Source organism: Microvirga zambiensis WSM3693 (assembly GCF_016735695.1).
GTDB classification, from domain to species: Bacteria; Pseudomonadota; Alphaproteobacteria; order Rhizobiales; family Beijerinckiaceae; genus Microvirga; species Microvirga zambiensis.
The window spans coordinates 52,614-78,734 of the sequence record NZ_JAERQD010000023.1; the positions used below are offsets into that span (position 1 = coordinate 52,614).

Here is a 26,121-nt window from a genome sequence, read left to right on the forward strand (position 1 = left end):
GGGTCGTGGCTTCTTTTGTCCCGACTGCTGCTTGGATGTCTCCGCGGATCGTTGAGCAGCAATGGCTTCATCCGGCATGGCGGCCTCCTCCCACATGCTTGCGGGATTTCATCGGTGCGATGATGGCCGCGCAGGCGCGGCCATCGGTCGGCTCAGCAGAGAGTCAGGTTCTGCGCCAGCCCTGCCTCGCTCGTCTCCTTGTACTTCGAGTTCATATCCCGCGCGGTGTCGGAGAGCGTCTTGATCGTCGTGTCCAGGTCGACCCGGTGCCGGCTCGCGATCTCGTTGGTGGCGATCATGGCGGCGACCCAGGCCTTCACGGCGCCGAAGGCACAGCGCTCGATGCAGGGAACCTGCACGTAGCCGGCGACGGGATCGCAGGTCATGCCGAGGTGATGCTCAAGCGCGGATTCCGCCGCGTTCTCGATCACGCGCGGCGGCTGGTTCAAGACCTGCGTGATCAGAGCGGCGGCCATCGAGGAGGCGACACCGATCTCGGCTTGGCATCCGCCTTCCGCCGCAGCAAGGGTCGCGTTGTGCTTGCACAGATAGCCGACAGCCAAGCCGGCCAGGAGGCCTTGCCGGATCTTGTCCATGGGCACCGCCCGACCGCTCTGGGTCAGGGCATAGACGATGGCCGGCATGACACCTGCCGAGCCTCCCGTCGGCGCCGTGATGACCAGATGGCCGCGGGCGTTTTCCTCCGAGGCGGCCAAGGCAAAGGCAGAGACGAGCCCGATCGCCCGGTCGCTCATATAGGTGTCGTCCTGAGCGCGCTCGAACACGGTTGCCGCCTTTGACTGAAGCTTGATCGGTCCAGGCAGCACGTCATCCTTGTAGGACAGGCCGGTCTTCACCGTGGCGATCATCGCATTGGCGATCTTGTCCAGAAAGGCGTTGACCTGCTCCTCGCTCTTGCCGGACACGGCCATCTCGTTCGCCATCACCACATCGGCAACCGACAGGTTGTTCTTCTCCGCGTGCTCGCGCAGCTCCTTCATCGTCGCATAGGGATATTTCGGCTGCCCCTTCTTGGGCGGCTCGTAGCCTTTCCATTCGATGAAGCCGCCGCCGACGGAATAGTATTCCTGCTCGTAAAGGACCTTGTCGCCAGCCATGAGGCGGGCCGTCATGGTGTTCGGATGCGGGAAATCGCCCTTCGTCGCATCATAGACGATATCGGCGAGGGACAGGTTGAACGTCTTGTCTCCAATCTTCACGGGATAGGTCTGCTGAGGCTTGGCGATCATTTCGTCGAGGAAGCGCGGATCGACTGTCGCCGGCTCCTTGCCGACGAGGCCGGCAAGCGCGGCGCGCTCGGTGCCGTGGCCTTTTCCCGTCGCACTCAGACTGCCGAAGAGGTGGACCTTGAGGCCGGTGGCTTGAGCGATCTGATCCGCGGGCAGCTTGGCGCAGCGCTGGTAGAAGTCGTAGGTGATGCGCATCGGCCCGATCGTGTGCGAGCTCGAGGGGCCGGGGCCGACCTTGTAGAACTCGTCCGCAACCGTCATGACCGGCCCTTTGGCCGTCTTGACGACACCGAGGTCGGGCGAGAGGGCTGAGCTCATCTTGAGACCGGCATCGCCGCCTGCGGCCGCCTTTGCCGTCTGCTGGGCGGCGGCCTCCGTCGCGGCCTGTTGCGCACGAGCCTCGGGCGCCCAGGTTGTGCCAGTCATCACCGCTGCCGCGCCGATGGCGGCATTGCGGATGAGGAACGCCCGACGGTCTATTCCCGCGGGGGCGTCGCCTGGTTCAGGCAATACGGAATGAAGCTCGGCGTCCCTGCTGGAGCGAGTCATGTGCGCGTCCTCCTGTTCGAGGATCGGAGACGCGGCACGAATGCGAGGCGGCTCTGCCCTCGTTCTATCTAAGGAAAGATTCCTCTCTCCTTCTGACGCGATGCTACATCGACCGATGAAAGCTGCTTGATCGATGAGGACATTCTCTTGACATTTTAAGCCAATGGCCACGCTTCGGCGGAGAGCCTTAAAACGGCTCAATAGTATCTGCGGTACGCAACGCGAGGACGCAGATATCCGCGACCGTAATAGCCTCGATACGCTCCGTAGTAGCGAGGCGCGTAATAGACCGGCCGGGCATAAACGCGTGGGCCGTAATAGACCGGTCGCGGGTAGTAGCGCGGTGCATAATATGGGTAGGCATAGCCCGGCCATGGGCCGTAATAGCCATATCCATAGCCATAGGCAGGTGTCGCAGCCGCGGTGATCAGGCCTCCGAGGATCGCACCTCCGATCAGTCCCGCCGCGACGGCACCGCCGCCGCCCCAGCCCCAGCCGCCATGATAGCCCCAGCCTCCTCCACGCCAGTATTGTGCGTTGGCCGCTCCGGTGCTGCCGGCCACCATCAGGGCGGCGGCAGTGAGAGTCGCGATCTTGCGCATGACAATCTCCCAAACGTCGTCTCGCGCCCCACTCAGATGTTGATGATGTACCGGTAGTTCATGTCGGCGGCGCTGCCGGCGCCGGTGAGGATGATTCCGGTCTCGAAAAGGTTGTCGTTGTTGAGATCGGAGAGGAGATACCCCGTGTCCGTCGTCGGGTTGTACAGGAAGACGTGCGCGATGCTGCCGCTGGTGAATGTCGCCTCGGCCTGAGATGCGGCAGCCTCGATCGACGTGGCACTCGTGCTGGCTTCCCTGTAGTTGGCGGATGTTCCCGCGATGCGCATGCCGATCCAGTCGGTGGCGGCACTCCAGTCGGTGATCGTGTCGGCGCTTGCCGTCGTGATGCCGGAGGAGCCTCTTGTGAAGACGAAGGCGTCATCGCCGGTTCCGCCGGTGAGACGGTCGCGTCCGGTGCCACCGTCGAGCAGATCGTCGCTCGATCCGCCGGAGAGGGAATCCCTGCCCGAACCTCCATACAGATTGTCGTAGTTCGCGCCACCCGAGAGAAAGTCGTTTCCGCTTTCGCCGAAGAGAAAATCGAAGCCGTAGCCGCCGACAAGCGTGTCGTTGCCCGATCCACCATAGATGTCATCGGGGCCATCGCCGCCGTTCAGGTAGTCGTTACCGTTTTCGCCGAGAATGATGTCGTAGCCCCAGCCGCCAAAGATATCGTCGTCGCCGCTGAAGCCGTAGAGGTCGTCATCGCTGCCGAAGCCGTAGATGATATCGCGGCTGGCCGTGCCGTCGATCAGGTTCGGCCAATCGTCTCCAAGGAAGGTCGCCATGGACCCCTCCGCATCGCCCCTTTGGTTGTCTCAAAAGATCAGGCTTTGGTCGCGGATCCGTTCCTTGAGATTATAGGTCACCCGGCGGAGACAGCGCGGGAAATTGCGGGGACGGGCAGGGGATTTAGGGTGCGGTCGAGCGCCACACTTTGTCGCCGTGCCCGATGTTGAGGCCGGCATGATGATCGCGATGGAAACTTGACAGTTTTCGCGTCAACTGCGGGCCTCAGCGCGTGCAGCGCTGATAGGACGTTCCGGTCGTATCCTGTTCGTTGAAATATCGCTTGAGGGATCCGTCCGGCGTCAACGCCATGAGCACGCGCACATCGCTGCCGGCGACGGCGTTGGCGCAGGAAAGGTGAACGGAATGGCGGTCTCCGGCAGGCCTGACCGACCGGATGCGGCAGGACGCCATGGGCGTCCGCAGGCTATTGCCCGAGACGATGAATGCGGGCGCGAAAATATCGACCGGTCGCTTGAACGAGGTCCGCGTACCCGAAGATGCATAGACCTCCGCACAGGAAGAGCCCTGTGCGAGCCACGCGCCCTGGATTGTTGAAGGGCTGCCTTGGGCGAATGCCGCACTCGACAGAGCGAGATACGCAATTCCCATTCCGAGCCCGGCGGCGCCGGCCATTCCTGCTATTCCCATCGCGATCTCCCTTGAAGACGGGACGCCCCGGCCGCCGCGCACCAGAGATTGAAGTTTCACTCTATGCGCATGCAAGCGCCACGCTTGATAGAAAGGGACAGTCGCTTGACATTTCGGGTCGCGGGCATGGGATCTGAAACCTCGGCAGAAACTATCCGCCCGCGTCGCTTCTCTGATGATCCATAAGGAAATTCTGTAACGATTTGCCGACTTCCTCGATATGCCTTTTGAGAAGCGTACAGGCCGCAGTGATCTGGCCGCCTTCGCACAGGTGCAGGAGCTCCGCATGTTCGGTTTCAGCGCGCTCCATGCCGCCCGTCAGGGACAGCTGAAGCCGGGTGTGCCGGTCGCATTCCTGGAGCAGACCGGTGACGATTGCCAGCGTGCGGGTTTGCCCGGCATGGCGGTAGAGAAGGGTGTGGAATGCGGTGTTCAATTCGCCCCAGCGCCTGATGTGGTTGGCGCGCAGCTCCGCGCTGTATTCCTGCAGAATCCCGTTGAGTTCGGCATAGTCCGCAGCCGTGAGATGACGCGCTGACGCCTTCAGGAGCCGGGGCTCGAGCAGGGCTCTGAGTTCGAACAGTTCCTGAACCTCTTCGGTCGAAAGCTCCGAGACGATGGCGCCGCGGTGAGGGTGGATTTTCACCAATCCTTCCGCCTCGAGCTGCATCAGGGCCTCTCGGACCGGGATGCGGCTCACTCCGAACTCGCTGGCAAGCGCGTCCTGCCGCAGGGGGGATCCAGCCTTGAAATCCCCATCGAGGATCCTTTGTCGTAGATCCTCGGCCACGGCAGCCGCAATGGTCCGATGCTGGAGGGTTTTCTGCGCAGTTCGGGCGGCGGGCTTGGCTTGCGCGGTCATGGAATCCTGCACTCGTTGTGTCCATCGTTCCGGTCGAGGGCGATGCCCGGCAGCCGGATCCGCTTGACAGGATAGATTTTATACAATCTACAATATCGACATTCAACATCTTTGGCGAGGAGCATGCGACATGGCGAAGATCGGCTGGGAAGGGGTCTTTCCCGCGGTGACCACTCAGTTCAAGCCCAATTTCGACCTGGACATCGATGCGACGGCCAAGGTGATGGATGGCCTGATCCGCGACGGCGTCTCCGGGCTCATCGTCTGCGGCACGGTGGGAGAGAACACCTCGCTCAGCCGTTCGGAGAAGGTGGCGGTCATGGAGGCCGCCAAGGACGTCGCGCGCGGCAGGGTGCCGGTGATTGCCGGCGTCGCCGAGTTCACCACGGCCTTCGCCTCCGAAGTCGCGAAGGAGGCCGAGCGTGTCGGGCTCGACGGCGTCATGGTCATGCCGGCGCTGGTCTATTCCTCGAAGCCCCATGAGACGGCGGCCCATTTCCGCGGGGTCGCGAAGGCGACCAGCCTGCCGATCATGGTCTACAACAACCCGCCCATCTACAAGAACGACGTGACGCCGGACATTCTCGTTTCCCTGGCGGATTGCGAGAACGTCGTCTGCTTCAAGGATTCGTCCGGCGATACCCGCCGCTTCACGGATACGAAGAACATGGTCGGCGATCGTTTCGTTCTGTTCGCAGGTCTCGACGACGTGGTGGTCGAGAGCGTGATGCTGGGCGCCGCCGGCTGGGTTTCCGGCATGTCGAATGCCTTCCCGCAGGAAGGCGAGACGCTCTTCCGTCTGGCGAAGGCCGGGCGCTACGAGGAGGCTCGCGCACTCTATGAATGGTTCATGCCGCTGCTGCACCTCGATGCCCGCCCCGACCTCGTGCAATGCATCAAGCTGTGCGAGCACATCATGGGCCGCGGCTCCGAGTTGACCCGTCCGCCGCGTCTCGCTCTTGGCCCGGAGGAACGGGCCGCAGTGGAAGCGGTCATGGGCAAGGCGCTCAAGACGCGTCCCGCGCTTCCGGAGGTCGGGCTGAAATCCGCCGCCTGATACCATCGAAGCGGAGGGTGACGGCACCCTCCGCTTCCCGATATGCAAATCGCATCGTTTCAGAGCAGCGAGTGAAGTCATGGCGCGCGATACGTTCTTCTGCATCGACGGTCACACCTGCGGAAATCCAGTCCGCGTAGTGACCGGCGGCAGCATACCGCAGCTGAAGGGCGAGACCATGTTCGAGCGCCGCCAGCACTTCCTGGCGGAATACGACTGGATCCGCACCGGCCTGATGTTCGAGCCCCGCGGCCATGACATGATGTCGGGCTCGATTCTCTATCCGCCGACCCGCGCCGATTGCGATGTCGGCATCCTGTTCATCGAGACCTCGGGCTGCCTGCCCATGTGCGGCCATGGCACCATCGGCACGGTCACGATCGCGCTCGAGAACGGGTTGATCCATCCGAAGACGCCGGGCCTCTTGCGGCTCGATACGCCGGCCGGCGTCGTGGAGGCGCGCTACGAGCAGAACGGTCCCTATATCGAGCGCGTGCGCATCACCAATATCCCGTCCTTCCTCTATGGCACCGGTTACGAAGTGGAGGTCGAGGGCCTGGGGCATCTCACCGTCGACGTCGCCTATGGCGGCAATTTCTACGCCATCGTCGAGCCGCAGGCGCTCTATTCCGATCTCGCCGATGTCGACCCTTCCGATATCCTGCGCTGGAGCCCCAAGCTGCGGGAGGCCTTCAATGCGCGCTACCGGATCGCTCATCCGGAGAACCCGGACATCAACCGCCTGACCCACGTTCTGTGGACGGGGAGGGCGCAAAGCGCGGAGGGCACGGCGCGCAATGCGGTGTTCTACGGCGACAAGGCGATCGATCGCTCGCCGTGCGGCACCGGAACTTCGGCGCGCATGGCCCATCTTGCGGCCCGCGGCGAACTGAAGGAGGGCGATGCCTTCGTTCATGAAAGCATCATCGGGTCGACCTTCACCGGGCGCATCGAGGGGCGGGCGAAGGTCGGCGACCGCGATGCCATCATTCCTTCGATCGAGGGATGGGCGCGGGTGACCGGCTTCAACACGATCATCATCGACGACCGCGACCCCTTCGCCCACGGCTTCCAGGTCGTGGATCGCGGCACGCGCTCGTAACCTCGCTCCCGCGGGCAGGTTGACGCAATCCGCCCACGATCCCGCTCTCTTGAACAGGGTCCACGATGCAGATAGCGGTTGTCGGTGCAGGAATCGTAGGTCTCGCGACAGCTCACGCTCTCCTCGAGCGCGGGCATCGAGTGACGCTCATTGATCCCGGCGGCCTGCAGGGGCGCCCGACGGACGGCAACGCGGGCTGGATCGCGCACGTCGACATCATGCCGCTGGCCTCGCCCAAGGTCTGGCGGAACCTGCCGCATTGGCTGATGGATCCCCTCGGACCACTGACCATCCGGCCAGCTTATCTGCCGTCCCTGGCGCCCTGGCTCATCCGCTTCGTGCTGGCGTCGTCACCGGCACGCATCAAGACGAGCATGAAGGCTATCCGCGCCATCAACGCGCAGGCACTGCCCGCATGGCAGACGCTTCTTTCCTCCCTGGGCCTGAGCGGTCATCTGCGCGAGAAGGGCATCCTGTCGGTCTGGCGAAAGCAGAGCGCCTTCGCGCAGGCAGCCGATCTGTTCGCCCGGCAGCGCGATTACGGAATCGCAGTGGATATCCTGAAGCCCGGCGATCTTGCCGCTCTGGAGCCTGCTCTTCGCAATGTCGAAGCAGGCGCGCTCTATCCTGATGCCTGCCACGTTTCCGATCCGGCGACCCTGGCCTCCGATCTGCACAGGCTTGCCGGCGAGCGTGGCGCGCAGCTCGTGCCCGGACGCGTGCTGTCCATCCGCCCCGAGAGCGACGGCATCCATCTTCAAATCGATGGTGCTGTGCACGAGCTTGTCGCGGACAAGGTCGTGCTCGCTGCGGGAATATGGTCGCGCACGCTCGCGAAAGGTCTGGATGACAGCATCCCGCTCGACACCGAACGCGGCTACAACGCTACCTACCCGGAGGGTTCGTTCGGACTCAATCGCCCGATCATGTTCGAGGGCGAGGGATTCGTGACCTCACCCCTCGCGGCCGGTGACAGGGTCGGCGGCGCCGTCGAGTTCGGCGGCGTCGAAGCCCCGCCCAATCACGCGCGGACTGAAGCCATGATCGCGCGGCTCAAGCGTTTCCTGCCCGATTTCGATGCTGGCCAGCCTGCCAAGCGCTGGATGGGCTTTCGCCCCTCGGTGCCGGACTCGCTCCCGGTGATCGGGCCGTCGCGACGGGATGCCCGCGTCGTCTATGCGTTCGGTCATGGCCACCATGGATTGACCCAGGCAGCCGTGACTTCGCGCCTCGTGACCGATCTGGTCGATGGGCAACCCGGCGAGATCGACTTGAGGCCTTATTCGCCGCAACGCTTCTGACGCGGTTTCAACGCCTCAGAGGCCTTCGGCGAGCTGCCGCCAGGCCGGGTCTTCCGGGCTCTGTTCCTCGCGCACGCCGAAGAACTGCGCAATGAGACTGCGATCCTCCGCATAGAGCTCGACCGAGGTGATCAGCCCGTGTCGGGTCGGCTTGCGGACGAGCCAGGTCTCTGCGACGAGATCCTGGCGCAGATGAAGGTTGAAGCCTGGATCGAGAACGTTGAGCCAGGGCCCCATGATCTTGATCGTCGATACGAGACCATGATGGATCTGGATGCAGCCCCGGTTGCCGACGAAGCACATGATCGGCACGGCATCGGCAGACGCCTTCTCCAGAAGGTTGCGCGTCGCTGAATGGTCTAGCCGGCGGACGAACTCGGCCTCAATGATGTCGAGGCTGCCGTGCCGGCTGAGCCCGAAGCGCTTCAGCAGCGGGAAGAATTCGTGAATGTCGCGCATCGCGCGGAACGCCTCGCGGAAGCCTTGGGCGTCGACGTCCCGGCTGGAAGCGTCTTCCGGCGCCAGTGCCTCGATCTCAAGAGGCTGTAGTGAAGAATCGGCAAAGCGGTTACGGATGGCCTCGAAGGCCGCGACATCGGACGCAGGCTTCAGATGGATCTTGATGACGGCATCGCCCGTCTCGTCGAAGATCTGGAGGCTGCGCCGCGACCCCTTCTCATCCGGGATCTCGACGGCGAAGGCGGTGCGCCAGTGCTGAAAGAACAGCCGTAGATCGATGGCATCGTTGAGGACGAGCCCGGTCTGTCCCGCCACCGTGATCCTGCCGAAGGTGCCAACCTTTTCATGGACGGCGGCTTCGTTCCGGGTGAGGGCCATCACCTCGCCGAGGTCCGGGAGGGCCTGGAGCAGACCGGCCGTGTCGCTGCCGAGCCGCACCACCTCGGGCCCGTCATGCGACGCCAGAAGTTCGGCCTCGGAAATCCCGAGTTCCTTCGCGAGGTCGCGACTGCGCTTGCCGCTGGCATAGAAGGGTTCCGGCGTCTGGACCCGCACGGCATTCGATAAAGTCATTCTTGCCCCCTGCATGCTATCCCGACCGATCGATCGGCGGCGATGCTGTATGTCGTGCCGAGTTGTTGATGCTTTGTATCCAAGTCGTCAATAGGAATGATTTACTTTTGAAAAGTTCTATTCTTTGTAATTCGTGGATAAAGACTCGAATCGTGGCCAGTTTTTAATCATTCCAATTTAAATCTACTCATGGAAACAAATTAGATAGATTCCAATATTTTAGGAAACTATGGACTCTGCTTCAAAGTATAAGTAAAGCCGCTCCCCATCGGGGTCGGGATTGTCGACTCGCGCGCAGAATTTTTCCTTAGTCCCGCCTCGCGCGGGCGTAAGAGGCAGGGAAGGGGAGCTGACGTGGCTACACCTAAGACCATCACCATCGACGCATCGAATGCCGCAGGCGGCGTCGATCTCGACACTTACTTCGCGACGTATTTCCAGGGGTTGAAGATAGGGTCATCAAGTTACTACGGTGGTGTCGAAGATCCCGCTCCCTACGGGTATCAAAACGGAACACAAGTCGGTTTCCGTTACACAGACCCGGCCAATGCCGCGACGAACAAGCAGGTTCTTATCGAGGGCGAGAATCTGGCTTATGACTTTGCTCACTATGGTTCCGACAAAGGGCACGGGATCTCGGGCACGATAGAGTCGATCACGTTCGGCACACGCGAAGCGCACGTGCCTGCCGGACCGACAGAGCTGACCGGCGTCATCGCCGATCTGACGATTTCCGGATGGGACATCAGCTCCGATCCAGGTGCCGGCAACACTTCGGCAAATCCCGTCTACAACCTCTACAATGCTGTGCGTAGGGCTGGGACGGACGCGACGCATATCACCACCATCAACGCGGTCCTCGACACCTACGCCCAGAACATCCTCGGATCGGACTTCGCCGATACCTTCGTCGCTACCGTGAATGACGACACCATTTTTGGCGGTGGCGGCAACGACGTGATCGATGGCGGCGACGGCAACGATTTCGCCGTTTTCTCCGGCCGCCGCTCGGATTACACCGTCGTCGAGAACGGTGATGGCAGTTTCACGATTACCGACAAGCGCACGGAGGATTCAGATGGTGCCGATACGGTCAGCCACGTCGAGAACTTCCAGTTCTCGGACACGGCGATCACCTCCGGCAATCTCACGGCCCAGCAGGGTGCCATCACCATCGATGCCAGCGGCGCCGACGGCATGGATTTCGAGGCGTTCATCCGTGGAGGATTCGTTGCCGGTGCGCCGGCTGGAACGAGGTTCGCATTCGATAATTCAAGCGCGTTCGCGGGCGAGGAAATGCTCCTAAGCCTCGGCACGAGCGCGGCCTCGAAATATGTTCTCGCTCATGGCGACCTCGCATACAGCTTTATGCCTCACCACGTTGTCGGGGGAACGATCAACACCATCGAATATGGTGTGCGAGGGGCCGGTGCCTTCGACAGCAATGGATACTTTGTCGGTGGCAGCGCTCAGCTGAAAATTACCGGTCTCGACTTATTCAACACCAAGGTGACGGGCGCCACGACCCCTGAGGAAGTTGCTGAGATCAAAGCGAACGGCCCGGTGCACAACTTCGCCGACTTCAGCAACGCGGCAGCGCTTGGCCTGTATGCCGACGCTCTCGACAAGTACGCCCAGAAGTTCATCGGGTCAGCAAAGACGGACTTTTACGCCGGAACGATCTTCGCCGATACGATCAGTGGCGGCGGCGGTGACGATGTGTTCGGTGCCACCAAAGGCAACGATGCCATCGATGGGGGCGACGACTACGATCAGGTCGTCTTCAGTGGCGCAAGGGCCGACTACACCGTAACTCGGCTGTTGGACGGCAGCTACACCGTTGCTCTGAATGACGGCAGCGGAACCACGACTCTCAAGAATGTCGAGGCTGCAACGTTCTCGGATGTAACTCTCGATACGGTCCGCAACGTCGAACTCCCAGGAACTCCCCCAAAGAACATCGCTCTTTCCAAGGATTCTGCTCTGGAGAGCGCTCAGGTCGGCGAGACCATCGCCAATTTCTCGGCGACCGACGTTGAAGGCAAGGCTCTCGCATTCAGCCTCGTGAGCGATGCCGGTGGGCTCTTCGAGGTCGTTGGCACGGCGCTGAAGGTCAAGAGCAAGCTCGATTACGAGACGGAGAAATCCCATAAGATCAGAGTGAAGGTCAGCGACGCCGACGGGCACATCGTCTTCAAGGAGTTCTCGATTGCCGTCGGCAACGTCGACGAGGGACCGGAGAACATCTCCATCTCGAAGTCCATCATTTCCGAGACCGCGGAGGTAGGATCCCGTGTCGGGATGCTGTCCGCTGTCGATCCGGAGGGAGGGACCGTCACCTACAAGCTCACCGGCAATCCGGGCGGATACTTCAAGCTGACAGATGGCAAGCTCACCGTGGCCAAGGCGCTCGATTACGAGAAGAACCAGAGCCACACGATCACAGTCGCAGCCACCGACTCCACGGGCCAGACGACGTCACAGAAGATTACCATCGACGTCGGCGATGTGGTGGAGTCGAGATCGGGCACCGGTCGCAACGACGTGATGACCGGCAATATCGGCCGGGACAAGCTGTCCGGCGGCGCCGGCAACGACAAGCTCGTCGGCAATGGCGGCAACGACTACCTCTATGGCGGCAGCGGCAACGACAAGCTGACCGGCGGCATGGGGGGCGACGATCTCTGGGGCGGCTCGGGTGCGGACACCTTCATCTTCAAGTCGATCAAGGAGACGGCTGTTTCGGGTTCCGGCCGCGACACGATCTTCGACTTCTCGACACGCCAGAAGGACAAGATCGACCTTTCGGCCATCGACGCCAATACCACGAAGGGTGGGAACCAGGCGTTCTCCTTCATCGGGACGAAAGACTTCGGCGGCAAGGCCGGCGAGCTGCGGTATGAGAAGGCGAAGAGCGACACATACATCCACGGCGATGTGAACGGCGACAAGATCGCGGATTTCACGATCCATCTCGACGATCGCGTGTCGCTCTCGAAGAGCTACTTCCTCCTCTGAGCTACGCGCGGACCGGAGACCGGCAAGGTCTCCGGCCCGCTCCCTTGCCTCATGCTTCCTGTTCAAGGTCATCGTACGTGTCCCGGTCTCGCCCCAGCCGCCTTGGAATTGCCGTCGCTGCCACCAGCCTGATTTCTCTTGCAGCGCCGGTCGAGGCCCAGGACGCCGGCGACGAAACGGCTATCGATCTCGATGCCATCACGGTCACTGCGACGAAGGCCGGCGAGCGCGTCTACGATTCCCTGTCGCCATCGAGCGTCATCGACCGCGATCGGATCGAGACACAGGTGCAGCCCAACAGCACCGCCGACATTCTCAACCTGATCCCCAGCGTGACGACCCAGACGGCGCCGGGCGATCCGGGCGTGGGCGTCAATGTCCGCGGCTTGCAGGATTTCGGTCGTGTCAATGTCCTCGTCGACGGTGCACGCCAGAATTTTCAGCGGGAGGGTCATTCCGCGAAGGGCACCTTTTACTTCGATCCCGAAATGATGAAATCGGTCGACGTGACCCGCGGTCCAGCCTCGTCGATCTATGGATCGGGTGCCATCGGCGGCGTCGTCAGCTTCACGACCATCGATGCCGGGGACATTCTTCCCGACGGCACGCATGTGGGCGGCAGGCTGAAGGGCACATTCGAAACGAATGGCACCTCGCCCCTTCTCCATGGCGCCGTGGCGGCGCGTCCAAGCGAGACGTTCGATATTCTGGGCGCGGCCACCTGGCGCTCGGCCGGAGACTATCGTTCCGGCGATGGATCGATTGTCGACTTCACGGCTCAGGATCTGCTCTCAGGCCTCATCAAGACGAGCATCCGTCCCGGCTCCGACCAGGAAGTGACTCTGTCCGCGCTGCGGATCGGGAACGAATTCGAGAACGGCCTGTCGACCCTCTACCGAACGCGCGCCGTCGCAGACACCTTTACGGCGGGCTATCGCTGGACACCGGATTCTCCCATCTGGGATCTGAGCGCCAAAGTCTATTACAGCGGCACCAACGTGGAGCAGACCACGCTGGAAGGCCTGATCGCGGGTGCCGCGAAAACCTTCGACATCGGCACGGTCGGTTTCGATCTCTTCAACACGTCTCGGTTCGAGACTGGTCCGCTGCGGCATGAGCTGACCTATGGCGGCGATCTGTTCCAGGACAATGTCGAGACGAAGGACCCGATCGGCAGCAGCGATCAGCTCACCCCCTCCGGCGAGCGGCTCGTCTATGGGGCCTTCGTGCAGGACCGCGCCCAGTTCTCGGAATGGCTCGAGGTCATCGGCGCCCTTCGGTTCGATTCCTATCGGCTGACCGGCGACGGGACCGAGAACGAAGGCACGAGGCTTTCGCCCAAGATCACCGTCGGGATCACGCCCTGGCAGCCGGTTTCCTTCTATGCCAGCTATGCGGAAGGCTATCGCGCTCCCGCCTTGACCGAGACCCTGATCGATGGTTTCCATCCCCCGCCGCTCAGTGCAGGACGTTTCTTCCCGAATCCCAACCTGAAGCCCGAGATCGCCCATAACATCGAAGGCGGCGTCAACCTGCGGTTCGACAATCTTCTTGTCGAGGACGACCGCCTGCGCATGAAGCTCGGCGTCTTTCACAACCGGGTTGACGATTACATCGAGCAGGTCTTCGTCCGTTTCCCAATTCCCGGCGGCTATCAGTATCAGAACATTGCGGAGGGCGTGATCGAAGGCTTCGAAGCCGAGGGCATCTATGATGCCGGCTCGTACTTCGTCGGCATTTCCGGCCATATCCTTCAGGGCAAGAACAGCCGCACCGGCGAGGAACTCGTGAAGGTTCCACCGAACCGCCTGATCGGCACTCTCGGGTTCCGTGCTCTCGACGGAAAACTCGAATTCGGCACGCGCGTGTCCTTCGTCGGCGGTAAAGAGGGGGCCGAGGATTTCGGCTTCGTCGGCGATCCCTACACGGTTGTCGACCTCTTCGCCTCATGGCAGGTCAACGAGCGCGTCACGGCGGGTCTCGTGGTCGATAACCTCTTTAATCGCCAATACACCGAATATCTGAACGGCCAGCCGAGCCCTGGCTTCAATGCCAAGGCATCGCTGTCGGTCAAATTATTCTGATCAAGACATTATTCCGCAGGCGGGCACGCACGCCGCAATGAGGAGGCAGGCATGACGATCACCATCAAATTGACCGCGAGCAGCTCCAACAAGGGCGTCAGCTTCAACAGCTATATGAAAAGCTATTTTAAAGACTTTTCGTTCGAGGGTTGGCCCTACATTCTCGGCGGGTCGGGAGAGTTCAAGGGAACGCAGATCGTCCTGCTCGACAACATGAACGGCCGCAACACCAAGACCATCGTGCTCGACGGCCGCTCCATCGCCTACGATCTCGGTAAACACGAGATCAGCGGATCGCTGACGACAGTGCGGCTCGGCACGCTCGGCAACAGCTACAAGGATTCCGGCGCATTCACGGAGGACTCGGCCGGGCGGATCACCAACATCTCTGCGCAGGTGCAGGTTTCGGGCCTCGCCATTGCAGGCACCGAATTCCACTCGCTCGTGTCCGGGCTGATGGGTGGCGTCAGCACGTCCCGCAAGGCGAATCCAGCCGTTCTCAACGCGGCCCTGGCCGACGAGGCCCATAACCTGATCGGGTCCTCCGGCAGCGACAGCTATACGGGAACCCGATTCAGCGACCGTATCAAAGGAAATGCCGGCAACGACAGCCTGACGGGCGGTGTGGGCGCCGACGATCTCTGGGGAGGTGCGGGTGCCGACAGCTTCATCTTCAAGACGGTCGCCGAGTCGACGGTCAAGACGTCCGGCCGCGACACGATCTTCGACTTCTCCGCCGCGCAGAAGGACAAGATCCATCTGTCGTCGATCGATGCGAACACGCTGAAGGGCGGCAATCAGGCCTTTGCGTTCATCGGCACGCAAGCCTTCAGCGGGCAGGCAGGCGAATTGCGCTACGAGAAGAAAGCCAGCGACACCTACATCTACGGTGACGTCAACGGAGACAAGGTCGCGGATTTCGCGATCCATCTCGACGATCCCGTCGATCTTCTGCGCAGCTACTTCGTCCTTTGAGGGAGCGACAAGGGGCGGCGTGCGCCGCCCCGACCCGCGATCACTCTGCCGGCGTCAGGCGGCCCGTCGGCGTCGGGTTGAGGTAACGGGAAGGGCGGAAGACGAAATAGGCGAACATCACCATGGCCGCCAGCACGGTCAGCGAGGCGATCGCGGCCACCGGATCGAAGGCCATATAGCCGAGATGGAGGGCTGCAACGGCAATGGTGAGCACGACGGTGCCGATAGACCAGATGGCGACCTGGATCTTCGCCAGCCTGCTCGCATCGAGGGCTGGGCGGCGCTCGTAATAGATCCCGAAGAGGAACAGGGAGACCCAGCCGAGCAGGTTCAGATGCGCATGGGCCGGCATGATCGAGTGGTCCTGTGACATGGCCATGCCGATGCCCATGGCCATGCCGGCGATGACGAAGAGGACGGCAAGTCTAAAACTCAGTGCAGATGCAGTCATGGTGAGGCCCTCCAAATAGTATTCTCTGGTCGATTTTCTGATTTTTATTACAACCGTGGCTACAATGACCGATGTGCGTAAAATCACAACAATTTATACAATATCGAAATTTATATGTTATAATGTTTATAATTTTGATAGTGAGAAAACCTATCGAAAATCTGACGATTACGAAATTTAAGATTGTTTAGCTATTAATCTATCTCAAATGAGGAGTGGAATATCCCAAGTATATATTCTGTCGAATGATAATTTGGTTTAGTTTAAACTGTGTTTTCTCGTATCAATGCGTTAGGCGCGAACGATATTGATAATTTATTTTCGTAGCTTTTGAATTATCTTTAGTTTTACTTATGTTGCTAAAAGGGCACGAATTGTAAAAACACAGAAAATCGACCTGCCGATCATATGACTTGAGTATTCACCGCACCGTAGCTCCGGCTACGATGGGAGAAATATTTCAAGGAGGGGCGGTCATGGCAAAATACGAAATATTCGAGGGCGTCAGCCTGTCTCCCGGCGGCTTTTTTCCGGTCGGAATCGAAATCGATCCCGTCGACAACGGCAGCAATGGCAGGGATTACCCGTTCACGATCGACGGGGAAGTTCGCTTCGTCCGGATTCACTGGGGCGACAATTTCCTGATCGACACTATCCAGCTTTTTGGTGCGGATAACGCGTTGCTAGCCGGGATCAGCGGCGTCTCGATGAATGTTGACGACTTCGAGGAGCTCTGGTTCGAAACCGCCGTTACCTCTACACAGGTGTTCACGACCATTTTTTCGCTCGACGACGAGGTGATCGGCAATGAGGGAGAAAACATCTTCCTTCCAGGTCTCGGCAACGACACGATCTACGGTGGCAACAACAGCCCCGAATTTTTCGATTATGTCGATTACTCGGCCGATAACCGTGAGCATGGCATAACGGTCGATCTCGTCGACGGCGACGCGGATGACGATATCGGAAAGGTCACGAGCAGGGGCGGTCCGGCGGAGACCGATATCCTGCACTCCATCAATGGCATCTATGCGACGGCCCATGACGATCTCCTGATCGGCGACAATCGCGACAACGAATTCTATGCCGGCTTCGGCAACGACACGATTCACGGCGGCGGCGGACCGAACGGCAATCTCGACGTGCTGAGTTACCGGCCGGATGGCCGCGCCCAGGGGATCACCGTGACGTTCACCGCCCAAGGTGTCGGCAAGGTCACGTCGGACGAGAAGGGCGGCGAGCAGGACATCTTCACCGGGGTCGAGGCGGTCTACGGCACGGCCCAAGCGGACAGGTTCACCGGAGCGGCCGGCTTCCAGCGCTTCCGCGGCTTTGCCGGCAACGACACCTTCGATGGCGGCGCCGACGATGACGAGGTCGATTATCGCAGCGATACGACCGAAGTTCCCGGAGGGGTGGGCATCATCGTTGATCTCTCGAACGTGGACGGGGAGGGAAGGGTTACCGTTGAAGGCGCCAACCGCGATGTCGACACCCTCATCAGCATCGAGCAGATCCGCGGGACCCGGAACAATGATGCCATCGCAGGAACGAACGCCAACAACAGGTTGCGTGGGGATGCCGGTGACGACGAGCTCAACGGCCGGGGCGGAGACGACAGGCTCGAAGGCGGCAACGGCAACGATACCGTGCTGGGTGGCGCCGGCAACGACATGCTATACGGTGATGCCGGCAATGACACCCTGAATGGTGGCGCCGGCTGGGACACTCTGGACGGCGGGGCCGGAAACGACCTCCTCATCGGAGGCATCGGCGAACCGGAGGATGAAGATGTCTTCATCGGCGGCACGGGCAACGACACCATTTATGGTGGCGATGTCGAAGAGGCTGACGACGGCACGGTAAACTGGAACGAGATCAACTATAACGTAGGGGCTTTCTCGGGCATCGTCGTTAAATTCGCCGCCTCCGACGGGCGCTATGGTGTCGGCACGGTCGTGAAGAAGGGCGGTGACGGAGAGATCATCGGAACGGACCATTTTTACGACATCAACCTTATTCGAGGGACGATGGGAGCCGACAGCTTCGAGGGAGCGGATGATGCAATCACCCAGCGCTTCATCGGCTATGGCGGCAACGACACCTTCGATGGGTCGAACGGCATCAATGAGATCGACTATCGCGCCGATGCGAGAGCTGCGGGCCTTACGAGCGGGATGATCATCGATCTCGGGACCGGAAAAGTCACCGATGCGACGGGCGACGAGGATACGCTGATCTCTATCGAGAACATCCGCGGCACGGAGTCCAACGATCAGATCTCCGGCAATGGGCTCCACAACCGCCTGCGAGGCGATGCGGGCAACGATACTCTCAGAGGCAAGGATGGCAACGATACGCTCGATGGCGGTGCGGGCTTCGATACCCTCGATGGTGGGGATGGCAACGACCTTCTCATCGGCGATACCGGCAATGACACGCTTAACGGCGACGCCGGCAACGACACGCTCGATGGCGGCGTCGGCAACGACACTCTCGAAGGCGGCGCGGACAACGACGATATCAGCGGCGGTGACGGCAGTGATACGCTTAAAGGAGATGCCGGCAACGACACGCTCGATGGCGGTGTCGGCAACGACACCCTAGACGGAGGATCGGGCAACGACCTTCTCATCGGCGGGATCGGTGGCGCTGGAGAAGAGGATTGGTTCGAGGGAAGCAAAGGCGACGACACGATCCATGGCGGTCTTGAGGGCGAAGACGACGATCCCAACCAGAACCATTGGAACGAGATCAGCTACTACAAGAAAGGCATCTCGGGAATCGAAGTGACATTCGGCTCGACGTCGAGGTCCGGAACGGTCCGGAAGCTCGGTGATGCCGGCACCGATACCTTCACCAGCATCGACGCCGTTCGCGGAACCGAAGAGGCCGACAAATTCATCGGCGGCGACAGCGCGGGAGTACAGCGGTTCATCGGATACGAGGGCAACGACACCTTCGATGGATCTCTGGGCGTCAACGAGATCGACTATCGGGCTGAAGCGAGGGCGGCGCAGTCGACGAGCGGCGTGAATGTCGATCTCAGCACGGGAATAGCGACCTATAGAGGCTTCACCGACACGCTGAGGGCTATCGAGCGAATTCGGGGGACCGAGAATGCCGATACGATCTCCGGCGACAGTATGAGCAACCTCCTGCGTGGTGATGCCGGCAACGATACGCTCATGGGCCGCGGCGGCAACGACACACTCAATGGTGGCGCCGGTGGCGACACCGCGATCTTCAGCGCCGGCCGGTCGAGCTATCACGTGATCCATTCGGGCACCGAGCTGACGATCGTCGACCAGCGCGGCGGAGGCGACGGGACGGATACCGTCATCGATGTCGAGTTCTTCAATTTCAACGGCACGCTGTTGAACGTCGCCGAGGTGATCAACCACGGCTCTGCGGTCAATCTCACTGGGGGAATGGTTTTCGAGAACAGCAAGGTGGGCGAGACGGTGGGCACGCTCTCCGTGGCCAATCCTGACGCGCTCAGCGTGCATGGATTCGAGCTGGTCAATGATGCCGGCGGACGCTTCCAGATCGATTCCAGCGGCAAGATCACCGTGAAGAACGGCCTCCTGCTCGACTATGAGCAGGCGACGACCCACACCATCGCGGTGCGGGCCAAGGACCAGTTCGGCAAGGTGGTCGACCAGACCCTGACCGTCGTTCTCAAGGATGTGGACAAGGAGAGCACAACCGGCACCGCCGGCGGCGACACCGTGTCCGGAGGCGCGAATGCGGATACGCTCGCGGGCGGCGGAGGAAACGACGTTCTCAACGCGGGCGGCGGCAAGGACAAGGTCGATGGCGGAACCGGCAACGACCGGATCATCGGCGGAGGCGGTCAAGACACGCTGACGGGCGGTGCCGGCAAGGACGTGTTCGCCTTCGGCACCAAGGATACCGGAACGAGCAAGGGAACGGCCGACTATATCACCGACTTCTCCGGCAGGGGCGGCGACAAGATCGACCTCAAGGCGATCGATGCCGACGTCAAGAAACAGGGCGATCAGGCTTTCAGCTTCATCGGCAAGAACGCCTTCACCAAGGCGGGGCAGGTCCGCTACGAGAAGACGAGCAAGGAGACGTTCATCTATCTCAACACCGACAGCGACAAGGCCGCCGAAGGCGTGATCAAGCTCAAAGGAGCGATGGACCTGCAAAAGGCGTGGTTCGTGCTCTGATCCGAATCGAGAATGCGGCGCAGGCGATGAAGCCTGCGCCGCATCCGGTGTCGTCGGGAAAAGACGATAAGTTCGCTGCTAAGAAGCGCGGCGAAGCGAGATGCGAGAATGGAGCCGTTTCGACTTTGCTGGGAACGGCTTCAGCCGTCGTTCCGCTCCGAGTCCTGCCGGTCATGAAGGGCATCCTCGCAGCGCTCCACGTGGTTTTCCGCGCGCTGCTCCATCTCCTGCGTATTGTGGCAGGGGTTCTCGATATCCTGCTGGCAGAACTGGCATTTCATGATGGTCTCCTTCGGCTGAATGGGAGGCCAACGTGGAGGCGAAGGGAGGGTTCCGTGCCAGTCCGAGTACCGAGGGCAAAGATGTGGAGGCGTCGTATTCTCGAACTCCCGTCGTTCTCATGTGTTATATAGTTTCTATGTGGACGGGAGTCAAAGGAGCCTCAAGCGGATCTCGGGATGACCCCTATCGATCTAACCCGACACTTGTAGAGCAGGAGCGATCGGAAACGCGGCCGCAGATCCAAGAGCCAGTGAGAGGCGGCCATGCTCAACGGCAAATCTGTCTTCCCGCTAGACAATCCCAAACTAAAGCCTAGCTTAACATGTTAGCTTATTTAGACGATTATCTGTACGTTACTTAAACGGGCCATAAGAGCCCGTAATTTCGGGAGGAAAGATAATGACCAAAGGAAAGTCCCCTCTTGGGGAGAAGACTTCGCGTCGTAAGTTCCTGGGCGGCGCGGCCATTACAGCTGCCGCGACCGTTGCCGCCCCGAATGTTGTCAGGGCGCAAGGCCCTATCAACATGCGTTGGCAGAGTACTTGGCCTGCTAAGGATATCTTTCACGAATTCGCGATCGACTTCTCCAAAAAAGTCAACGACATGACCGGTGGCGAGCTCACGATCGAGGTGCTGCCGGCGGGCGCCGTCGTGCCCGCCTTCGGCCTGCTCGACGCCGTCTCCAAAGGCACGCTCGACGGCGGCCATGGCGTGAGCGCCTATCACTACGGCAAGCAGCCGGCCCTGGCGCTCTGGGGGTCAGGTCCGGGCTTCGGGATGGACGCCAACATGCTGCTCGCCTGGCACAAATACGGCGGCGGCAAGGAGCTGCTCGAAAAGCTTTACTCCTCGATCGGCGCCAATGTCGTTTCCTTCCTTTATGGGCCGATGCCGACGCAGCCGCTCGGCTGGTTCAAGAAGCCGATGGCCAAGCTCGAGGATTTCAATGGCCTGAAGTTCCGAACCGTCGGCATTTCGATCGACGTGTTCACCGGCCTCGGCGCCGCGGTCAACGCCCTGCCGGGTGGTGAAATCGTCTCCGCCCTGGATCGCGGTCTGCTCGAGGCTGCCGAGTTCAACAACGCGTCGTCCGATCGGGCTTTGGGCTTCGCCGACGTGTCCAAGATCTGCATGCTCCAGAGCTTTCATCAGAACGCGGAGCAATTCGAGATCCTGTTCAACAAGACCAAGTACGACGCGCTTCCGGGCAAGATGAAGGCGATCATCACCAACGCCGTCGAGGCGGCCTCGCAAGACATGGCTTGGAAGGCGATCGACCGTTACTCCAAGGATTACACGGAGCTTCAGGCGAAGGATAATGTGAAGTTCTATAAGACTCCGGACGCAATCCTGAAGAAGCAGCTCGAAGTCTATGACGAAGTCGTGAAGAAGAAGGCAGGGGAAAATCCTCTGTTCAAGGAAATTCTGCAATCGCAGATCGAGTTCGCTCAGCGGGCGACGCGATGGGAGCAGGACACCGTCGTCAACCGCCGCATGGCGTTCGATCACTATTTCGGAGCGAACGCGGCGGCAAAGAAGATCTGATGCTCCGCTGAAGCGGCAAGGCGTCGTTCGGAAAATCCGAATGGCGCTTTGCCTGGTCAGATAACCCTTTGCCAGCCGGCTTCTTCGCATGAACGTTCAAAAACTTCTGCATACGGTCGACGGTATCAGCACCTGGGTCGGCAAGGCCGCGGCGTGGCTCATCATCGGGCTGATGGTCCTGATCTGCGTCGAGGTGTTCAAGCGCTACTTGATGAACATGCCGACGGCGTGGATCTTCGACGCCAGCAACATGCTCTATGGCACGTTGTTCATGCTCGCCGGGGCCTATGCTCTGGCGCAGGATGCTCATGTCCGTGGTGACTTTCTCTACAGCTCGATGCGGCCGCGAACGCAGGCCACCTTCGACCTTATCCTGTACGTCGTCTTTTTCCTGCCGGGGATCATGGCCCTCATCTACGCGGGCTACGATTACGCGGCGTTGTCATGGCGTATCGGTGAGCATTCCACGGTAACGGCGAATGGGCCACCGATCTATCACTTCAAGACGATCATCCCGATCGCCGGCATTCTGGTGATGCTGCAGGGATTGAGCGAGATCCTGCGCTGCATCGTCTGTCTCAAGACGGGCGCATGGCCGAGCCGCCTCAAGGACGTCGCGGAGATCGATGTCGTGGAGGAGCAACTCGCTCACAGCGAGTATGTGGATGAGGAAACGCGCAAGGCCGCGATTGCGCGTGCACAACAAATCGATGAAGCGGCACGCCAGCGTGGGATGGGGGGAGACTTGCAGACATGAGCGATCCGGCGCTGGGACTCCTGATGCTGATGCTCATCGTGGTTGTGATCATGATGGGCTTTCCGACCGCCTTCACCCTGATGGGGCTCGGCATATTTTTCGGCTTCTACGCCTTCTACGATCCGGCGCAGCACTGGCTCGACAACAGGGTCTTCGATCTGATGGTTCAACGCACCTATGGGGCGATGACCAACGATGTTCTCATCTCGATTCCCCTGTTCGTGCTCATGGGATACGTGATGGAGCGCGGGGCGCTGGTGGACAAGATGTTCTACAGCATCCAGCTTTCGTTCCGGCGCGTACCCGCATCGCTTGCCGTCGCGACGCTGATTGTCTGCACGTTCTGGGGGATTGCCAGCGGTCTCGTTGGTGCGGTCGTGGTCCTGATGGGCGTGATCGCCTTCAATCCGATGCTGCGCGCCGGCTATGACGTAAAACTCTCCTCCGGCGTCATCACCGCAGGCGGAACGCTCGGCATCCTGATTCCGCCCTCCGTCATGATCATCGTCTACGCGGCGGTCGCCGGGCAATCCGTCGTCAAGCTCTATGCGGCAGCGATGTTTCCTGGCTTTTTTCTCGCCTTCCTTTATCTCGTTTACATCGTCGGCTGGGCGATGATCAATCCGAAGATCGCTCCGCCTCTGCCGGAGGAGCAGACAAGGGTCCCCGTGCCGGCTTGGATGCGGGAGTTCCAGGCAGCCTATTCAAGCAACATGCTGGTCGGACTTGGCAAGGCCCTGTTGTCTCCCTTCAAGGCGAGAGCGATCAGGACCGAGGATGGGCAGCTGAATTATTGGGCCCTGGTCAAGAATTTCGGCGCTGCCTTGATCCCCCTTGCATTGTCAGCGGGCACTCTCTGGCTTCTGTGGTGGTATGTGGTCATCCATCCTCAGGCAACCGCCGAGGAGGTCCCCGCCGAACTGGAACAACTCGGCTCGCCGACGGTCAGCGCAGCGCCGGCGGCGCCTACCGAGGCGGGGCCCTCGACCACCTTCTACATCGTCTTCGGCGTCATCGCTGTCGTCACCGCGCTGATGCTGTTCCGGTACTATCGGAAAATGAACGCCGAGCGCCTCGAGGTCGTAAAACTCCTCTCGTCGTCCGTCATGCCGCTGGCGGTCCTCACGGTCATCGTGCTTGGCGTGATCCTGTTCGGGGTGACGACAGCGACGGAATCCGCGGCGGTCGGTGCGGCTGGCGCCTTCCTGCTTGCATTTCAGGCCCGAACTCTCAACTGGAAGCGCACCAAGGAAGCGGTTTTTCTCACGGCCAAGACCACGGCCATGGTGTGCTGGCTTTTCGTCGGCTCGGCATTGTTCTCGGCCGTCTTCGCGATCCTTGGCGGACAGGCCCTGGTCGAGCGCTGGGTGCTGTCTCTCGATCTGTCGCCTGTGCAGTTCATGATCCTCTCGCAAGCGATCATCTTCATCCTCGGCTGGCCGCTCGAATGGACCGAGATCATCATCATCTTCGTGCCGATCTTCCTGCCGTTGCTGAAACACTTCAGCATCGATCCGGTCCTCTGGGGCGTCCTCGTCTTCGTGAACCTTCAAGCGGCCTTCCTGTCGCCTCCCGTGGCGATGTCGGCCTATTATCTCAAGGGCGTCTCGCCGCCACATGTCACGCTGAGCCAGATCTTCGCCGGCATGATGCCGTACATGCTGATCGTCATCATCTGCATGATCATCATGTATCTCTGGCCCGGAATGACGCTGTGGCTTCCGAACTACCTTTACGGTGGCTGAGGGACGGCCAAGCCTGTCGTGTACGTTTCGCGCCCGTCGATGGGCTCGTGCCTGATCAGTATAGGCCCGGAGCGAGATAAGACGATGCTCCGGCCGCCATGGCCGGAACCAGGGGCCCCGTGACCTGTTCACCCTCGTGCGTCATGGCGCACGAACGCCAAGGCGCCTCGAAGGGATAGAGAGACAATTGCGCTTCCTCTTCGAGCTTCTTCGATGGGAGATCCAGATGCGAAAAGCTCTTCTTCTCGCCGCAGGGCTTGCGGTTCTTGCGACAGGCGCGTGGGCGCAGGAATCCTCGCGGGATCGTGATGACTTCGATCGCGGCGGCTGGCGCGAGAGGCGCGACGGGTGGGATCGCGACCGGGATCAACGGCGCGGTCCTATGATGCCCATGACGCGTGAGGACAGGGACGAATCCAGCCGGTGGGAGCGTGGAGCGCGGTTCTTCCTGCGCAGCGGCGACACGCAGCTGCGCGTGGTCTGCGGCAATCGGGAGTCGACTCAATCCTGTGTCGATTCCGCCCTGCGCCTGTTCGACCGGATGCAATCGCAGCAGGGGACGAGCGCGAGGCCGCCGACTGCGCCCGCTCAGCCGCCTCAGTAGCGGCAGGCTGAACGCATCAGATCCGATCGAGCGCGTTGGTGAGATCCGCCAGCAGGTCGTCCCGATGCTCCAGTCCGACGGATAGGCGCACGAGTCCGTCTGAGATCCCCATCTCTTCGCGCAATTCCGGCGCAAAGCGCTGATGGGTCGTCGTCGACGGATGGGTCACGAGGCTTTTCGCATCGCCCAAGTTGTTCGAGATCCGGATCAATCGGAGAGCGTTCAGGAAGCGGAAGGTCTCTGCCTTGCCGCCCTTTACCTCGAGGGCGATCATCGTCGAGGCGCCGCTCATCTGCCGCCTGATCAGATCCGCCTGCGGATGGTCTGGGCGTCCAGGGTAAGTCAGGCGCTGCAGCTTCTGGTGACCGTAAAGAGCATCCGCGAGATAGCCGGCCGTCGCCGTCTGCCGCTCCACCCGCAGGGGCAGAGTCTCCAGCCCCTTCAGCAGGACCCAGGCGTTGAACGGCGAGATCGACGGTCCGGTCATGCGCAGGAACTGCTGAACCTTCGTCTCGATGAACTCCGTCGAGCCCAGGATCACGCCGCCGAGACATCGTCCCTGGCCGTCGATGTGCTTGGTGGCGGAATACACGACGCAATCGGCACCGAGCGCGAGGGGCTTCTGGAAAAGCGGTGTCGCGAAGACATTGTCGACGGTCAGCGTTGCGCCGGCCCGATGGGCAATGTCGGCGACGGCGGCGATGTCGACGATCTCGAGGCCCGGATTGGTCGGCGTTTCGAGAAAGAACGCTTTCGTCTCCGGTCGCACGGCGGCGCGCCATTGATCCAGGTTCTTCCCATCGACCAGGGTGCAGCCGACCCCGAAGCGGGGCAGGAGGTCCTCCACGACCCATCGGCATGAGCCGAACAGCGCCCGTGCCGCCACCACGTGGTCGCCGGCCTGAACCTGGCTGACCATGGCGGCCGTGACGGCGGCCATGCCGCTCGCCGTCGCACGCGCCGCTTCGGCGCCTTCGAACGCCGCCATGCGCTGCTCGAAGGCATCGATGGTGGGGTTGGAATACCGGCTGTAGCTGTAGCCCGGCTCCTCGTTCAGGAAGCGCCGTTCGGCGCTCTCGGCACTCTCATAGACGAAGCCCTGAGTCAGGAAGAGGGCTTCCGCCGTTTCGCCGTGTGGCGTTCGGTCATGCCCCTCGTGAACGAGGCGGGTTTCGATGTGGTGATCGTCTTTTTTCGGCGAGGTCATGAGCCGATCCTATGATCGTTCTTTAAAAAGAACAATCGTCTTCTTTTCGCGGAAAGCCGCCC

Annotated in this window: 20 protein-coding genes; 11 read left to right on the top strand and 9 right to left on the bottom strand. The window is 61.0% G+C overall.

All coding sequences use genetic code 11. The annotated features are described in order from the left end of the window. Positions 1-152: 152 nt before the first annotated feature. The 5 genes from JKL46_RS18150 to JKL46_RS18170 form a co-directional block, all read right to left on the bottom strand. Complete coding sequence (locus tag JKL46_RS18150) at positions 153-1,799, bottom strand: L-serine ammonia-lyase (RefSeq protein WP_201835531.1); 1,647 nt, start codon at positions 1,797-1,799, stop codon at positions 153-155. 197 nt (positions 1,800-1,996) lie between these two features. Beyond that, positions 1,997-2,401 (bottom strand): hypothetical protein, encoded by a 405-nt coding sequence (locus JKL46_RS18155; RefSeq protein ID WP_201835533.1) that lies wholly within the window; start codon positions 2,399-2,401, stop codon positions 1,997-1,999. Positions 2,402-2,433: 32 nt separating this feature from the next. Next, a complete protein-coding gene (locus tag JKL46_RS18160) occupies positions 2,434-3,189 on the bottom strand; it encodes a calcium-binding protein (protein WP_201835535.1) in 756 nt (251 codons plus the stop codon). 226 nt (positions 3,190-3,415) lie between these two features. Then, positions 3,416-3,841, bottom strand: a complete 426-nt coding sequence (locus JKL46_RS18165) for a hypothetical protein (protein ID WP_201835537.1) — start codon at positions 3,839-3,841, stop codon at positions 3,416-3,418. A 151-nt stretch (positions 3,842-3,992) separates the two neighbouring features. Next, positions 3,993-4,703, bottom strand: coding sequence for a GntR family transcriptional regulator (locus JKL46_RS18170; protein ID WP_201835539.1), 711 nt, complete (start codon positions 4,701-4,703; stop codon positions 3,993-3,995). Positions 4,704-4,833: 130 nt separating this feature from the next. On the opposite strand from JKL46_RS18170, the gene JKL46_RS18175 reads away from it, so the two are divergent. The 3 genes from JKL46_RS18175 to JKL46_RS18185 all read left to right on the top strand — a co-directional run bounded on the left by JKL46_RS18175 (position 4,834) and on the right by JKL46_RS18185 (position 8,163). Beyond that, positions 4,834-5,760 carry a dihydrodipicolinate synthase family protein gene (locus JKL46_RS18175; RefSeq protein WP_201835541.1) on the top strand — a complete coding sequence of 309 codons (927 nt, stop codon included), beginning with the start codon at positions 4,834-4,836 and terminating at the stop codon, positions 5,758-5,760. A 79-nt stretch (positions 5,761-5,839) separates the two neighbouring features. After that, positions 5,840-6,862, top strand: coding sequence for a 4-hydroxyproline epimerase (locus JKL46_RS18180; protein ID WP_201835543.1), 1,023 nt, complete (start codon positions 5,840-5,842; stop codon positions 6,860-6,862). Between the two features lie 65 nt (positions 6,863-6,927). Continuing rightward, a complete protein-coding gene (locus JKL46_RS18185) occupies positions 6,928-8,163 on the top strand; it encodes an NAD(P)/FAD-dependent oxidoreductase (RefSeq protein WP_201835545.1) in 1,236 nt (411 codons plus the stop codon). A 15-nt stretch (positions 8,164-8,178) separates the two neighbouring features. On the opposite strand, the gene JKL46_RS18190 is transcribed toward JKL46_RS18185, so the two are convergent. Beyond that, a complete protein-coding gene (locus tag JKL46_RS18190) occupies positions 8,179-9,195 on the bottom strand; it encodes a hemin-degrading factor (protein WP_201835548.1) in 1,017 nt (338 codons plus the stop codon). Between the two features lie 354 nt (positions 9,196-9,549). Here JKL46_RS18190 and JKL46_RS18195 point away from each other — a divergent pair, with 354 nt between their 5' ends. The 3 genes from JKL46_RS18195 to JKL46_RS36595 all read left to right on the top strand — a co-directional run bounded on the left by JKL46_RS18195 (position 9,550) and on the right by JKL46_RS36595 (position 15,272). Continuing rightward, a complete protein-coding gene (locus JKL46_RS18195) occupies positions 9,550-12,213 on the top strand; it encodes a cadherin domain-containing protein (RefSeq protein ID WP_201835554.1) in 2,664 nt (887 codons plus the stop codon). 77 nt (positions 12,214-12,290) lie between these two features. Beyond that, entirely contained in the window at positions 12,291-14,297 is a 2,007-nt protein-coding gene (locus JKL46_RS18200) for a TonB-dependent hemoglobin/transferrin/lactoferrin family receptor (protein WP_201835556.1), read from the top strand. Positions 14,298-14,348: 51 nt separating this feature from the next. After that, positions 14,349-15,272 carry a M10 family metallopeptidase C-terminal domain-containing protein gene (locus tag JKL46_RS36595; protein WP_201835558.1) on the top strand — a complete coding sequence of 308 codons (924 nt, stop codon included), beginning with the start codon at positions 14,349-14,351 and terminating at the stop codon, positions 15,270-15,272. Between the two features lie 40 nt (positions 15,273-15,312). Here JKL46_RS36595 and JKL46_RS18210 read toward each other — a convergent pair whose 3' ends face one another. Beyond that, on the bottom strand, positions 15,313-15,723 hold the full coding sequence (locus tag JKL46_RS18210) for a hypothetical protein (RefSeq protein WP_201835560.1): 411 nt from the start codon (positions 15,721-15,723) through the stop codon (positions 15,313-15,315). A gap of 476 nt (positions 15,724-16,199) precedes the next feature. On the opposite strand from JKL46_RS18210, the gene JKL46_RS36345 reads away from it, so the two are divergent. After that, positions 16,200-19,919 carry a hypothetical protein gene (locus tag JKL46_RS36345; RefSeq protein WP_201835562.1) on the top strand — a complete coding sequence of 1,240 codons (3,720 nt, stop codon included), beginning with the start codon at positions 16,200-16,202 and terminating at the stop codon, positions 19,917-19,919. A 140-nt stretch (positions 19,920-20,059) separates the two neighbouring features. Here the strand turns inward: JKL46_RS36345 and JKL46_RS18220 are convergent, their stop codons facing one another. Continuing rightward, entirely contained in the window at positions 20,060-20,200 is a 141-nt protein-coding gene (locus JKL46_RS18220; protein ID WP_201835564.1) for a hypothetical protein, read from the bottom strand. A gap of 400 nt (positions 20,201-20,600) precedes the next feature. On the opposite strand from JKL46_RS18220, the gene JKL46_RS18225 reads away from it, so the two are divergent. The 4 genes from JKL46_RS18225 (at position 20,601) to JKL46_RS18240 (ending at position 24,852) form a co-directional block, all read left to right on the top strand. Then, on the top strand, positions 20,601-21,746 hold the full coding sequence (locus JKL46_RS18225; RefSeq protein ID WP_201835566.1) for a TRAP transporter substrate-binding protein: 1,146 nt from the start codon (positions 20,601-20,603) through the stop codon (positions 21,744-21,746). Positions 21,747-21,834: 88 nt separating this feature from the next. After that, on the top strand, positions 21,835-22,503 hold the full coding sequence (locus tag JKL46_RS18230) for a TRAP transporter small permease subunit (protein WP_201835568.1): 669 nt from the start codon (positions 21,835-21,837) through the stop codon (positions 22,501-22,503). Continuing rightward, positions 22,500-24,248, top strand: coding sequence for a TRAP transporter large permease (locus JKL46_RS18235; RefSeq protein WP_201835570.1), 1,749 nt, complete (start codon positions 22,500-22,502; stop codon positions 24,246-24,248). The genes JKL46_RS18230 and JKL46_RS18235 overlap by 4 nt, the downstream gene beginning before the upstream one ends. A 226-nt stretch (positions 24,249-24,474) precedes the next feature. Further along, positions 24,475-24,852 carry a hypothetical protein gene (locus JKL46_RS18240; protein WP_201835572.1) on the top strand — a complete coding sequence of 126 codons (378 nt, stop codon included), beginning with the start codon at positions 24,475-24,477 and terminating at the stop codon, positions 24,850-24,852. Positions 24,853-24,868: 16 nt separating this feature from the next. Here the strand turns inward: JKL46_RS18240 and JKL46_RS18245 are convergent, their stop codons facing one another. After that, positions 24,869-26,059, bottom strand: a complete 1,191-nt coding sequence (locus tag JKL46_RS18245; protein WP_201835574.1) for an O-succinylhomoserine sulfhydrylase — start codon at positions 26,057-26,059, stop codon at positions 24,869-24,871. Between the last annotated feature and the right edge of the window lie 62 nt (positions 26,060-26,121).

Bases quoted from the DNA above. Each gene is read 5' to 3' on its own strand.
- JKL46_RS18230 (WP_201835568.1), top strand. From the start codon at position 21,835: ATGAACGTTCAAAAACTTCTGCATACGGTCGACGGTATCAGCACCTGG.
- JKL46_RS18220 (WP_201835564.1), bottom strand. From the start codon at position 20,200: ATGAAATGCCAGTTCTGCCAGCAGGATATCGAGAACCCCTGCCACAAT.
- JKL46_RS18210 (WP_201835560.1), bottom strand. From the start codon at position 15,723: ATGACTGCATCTGCACTGAGTTTTAGACTTGCCGTCCTCTTCGTCATC.
- JKL46_RS18155 (WP_201835533.1), bottom strand. From the start codon at position 2,401: ATGCGCAAGATCGCGACTCTCACTGCCGCCGCCCTGATGGTGGCCGGC.
- JKL46_RS18185 (WP_201835545.1), top strand. From the start codon at position 6,928: ATGCAGATAGCGGTTGTCGGTGCAGGAATCGTAGGTCTCGCGACAGCT.
- JKL46_RS18150 (WP_201835531.1), bottom strand. From the start codon at position 1,799: ATGACTCGCTCCAGCAGGGACGCCGAGCTTCATTCCGTATTGCCTGAA.
- JKL46_RS18180 (WP_201835543.1), top strand. From the start codon at position 5,840: ATGGCGCGCGATACGTTCTTCTGCATCGACGGTCACACCTGCGGAAAT.
- JKL46_RS36595 (WP_201835558.1), top strand. From the start codon at position 14,349: ATGACGATCACCATCAAATTGACCGCGAGCAGCTCCAACAAGGGCGTC.
- JKL46_RS18190 (WP_201835548.1), bottom strand. From the start codon at position 9,195: ATGACTTTATCGAATGCCGTGCGGGTCCAGACGCCGGAACCCTTCTAT.
- JKL46_RS18240 (WP_201835572.1), top strand. From the start codon at position 24,475: ATGCGAAAAGCTCTTCTTCTCGCCGCAGGGCTTGCGGTTCTTGCGACA.
- JKL46_RS18160 (WP_201835535.1), bottom strand. From the start codon at position 3,189: ATGGCGACCTTCCTTGGAGACGATTGGCCGAACCTGATCGACGGCACG.
- JKL46_RS18225 (WP_201835566.1), top strand. From the start codon at position 20,601: ATGACCAAAGGAAAGTCCCCTCTTGGGGAGAAGACTTCGCGTCGTAAG.
- JKL46_RS18235 (WP_201835570.1), top strand. From the start codon at position 22,500: ATGAGCGATCCGGCGCTGGGACTCCTGATGCTGATGCTCATCGTGGTT.
- JKL46_RS18245 (WP_201835574.1), bottom strand. From the start codon at position 26,059: ATGACCTCGCCGAAAAAAGACGATCACCACATCGAAACCCGCCTCGTT.
- JKL46_RS18165 (WP_201835537.1), bottom strand. From the start codon at position 3,841: ATGGGAATAGCAGGAATGGCCGGCGCCGCCGGGCTCGGAATGGGAATT.
- JKL46_RS18175 (WP_201835541.1), top strand. From the start codon at position 4,834: ATGGCGAAGATCGGCTGGGAAGGGGTCTTTCCCGCGGTGACCACTCAG.
- JKL46_RS18170 (WP_201835539.1), bottom strand. From the start codon at position 4,703: ATGACCGCGCAAGCCAAGCCCGCCGCCCGAACTGCGCAGAAAACCCTC.
- JKL46_RS36345 (WP_201835562.1), top strand. From the start codon at position 16,200: ATGGCAAAATACGAAATATTCGAGGGCGTCAGCCTGTCTCCCGGCGGC.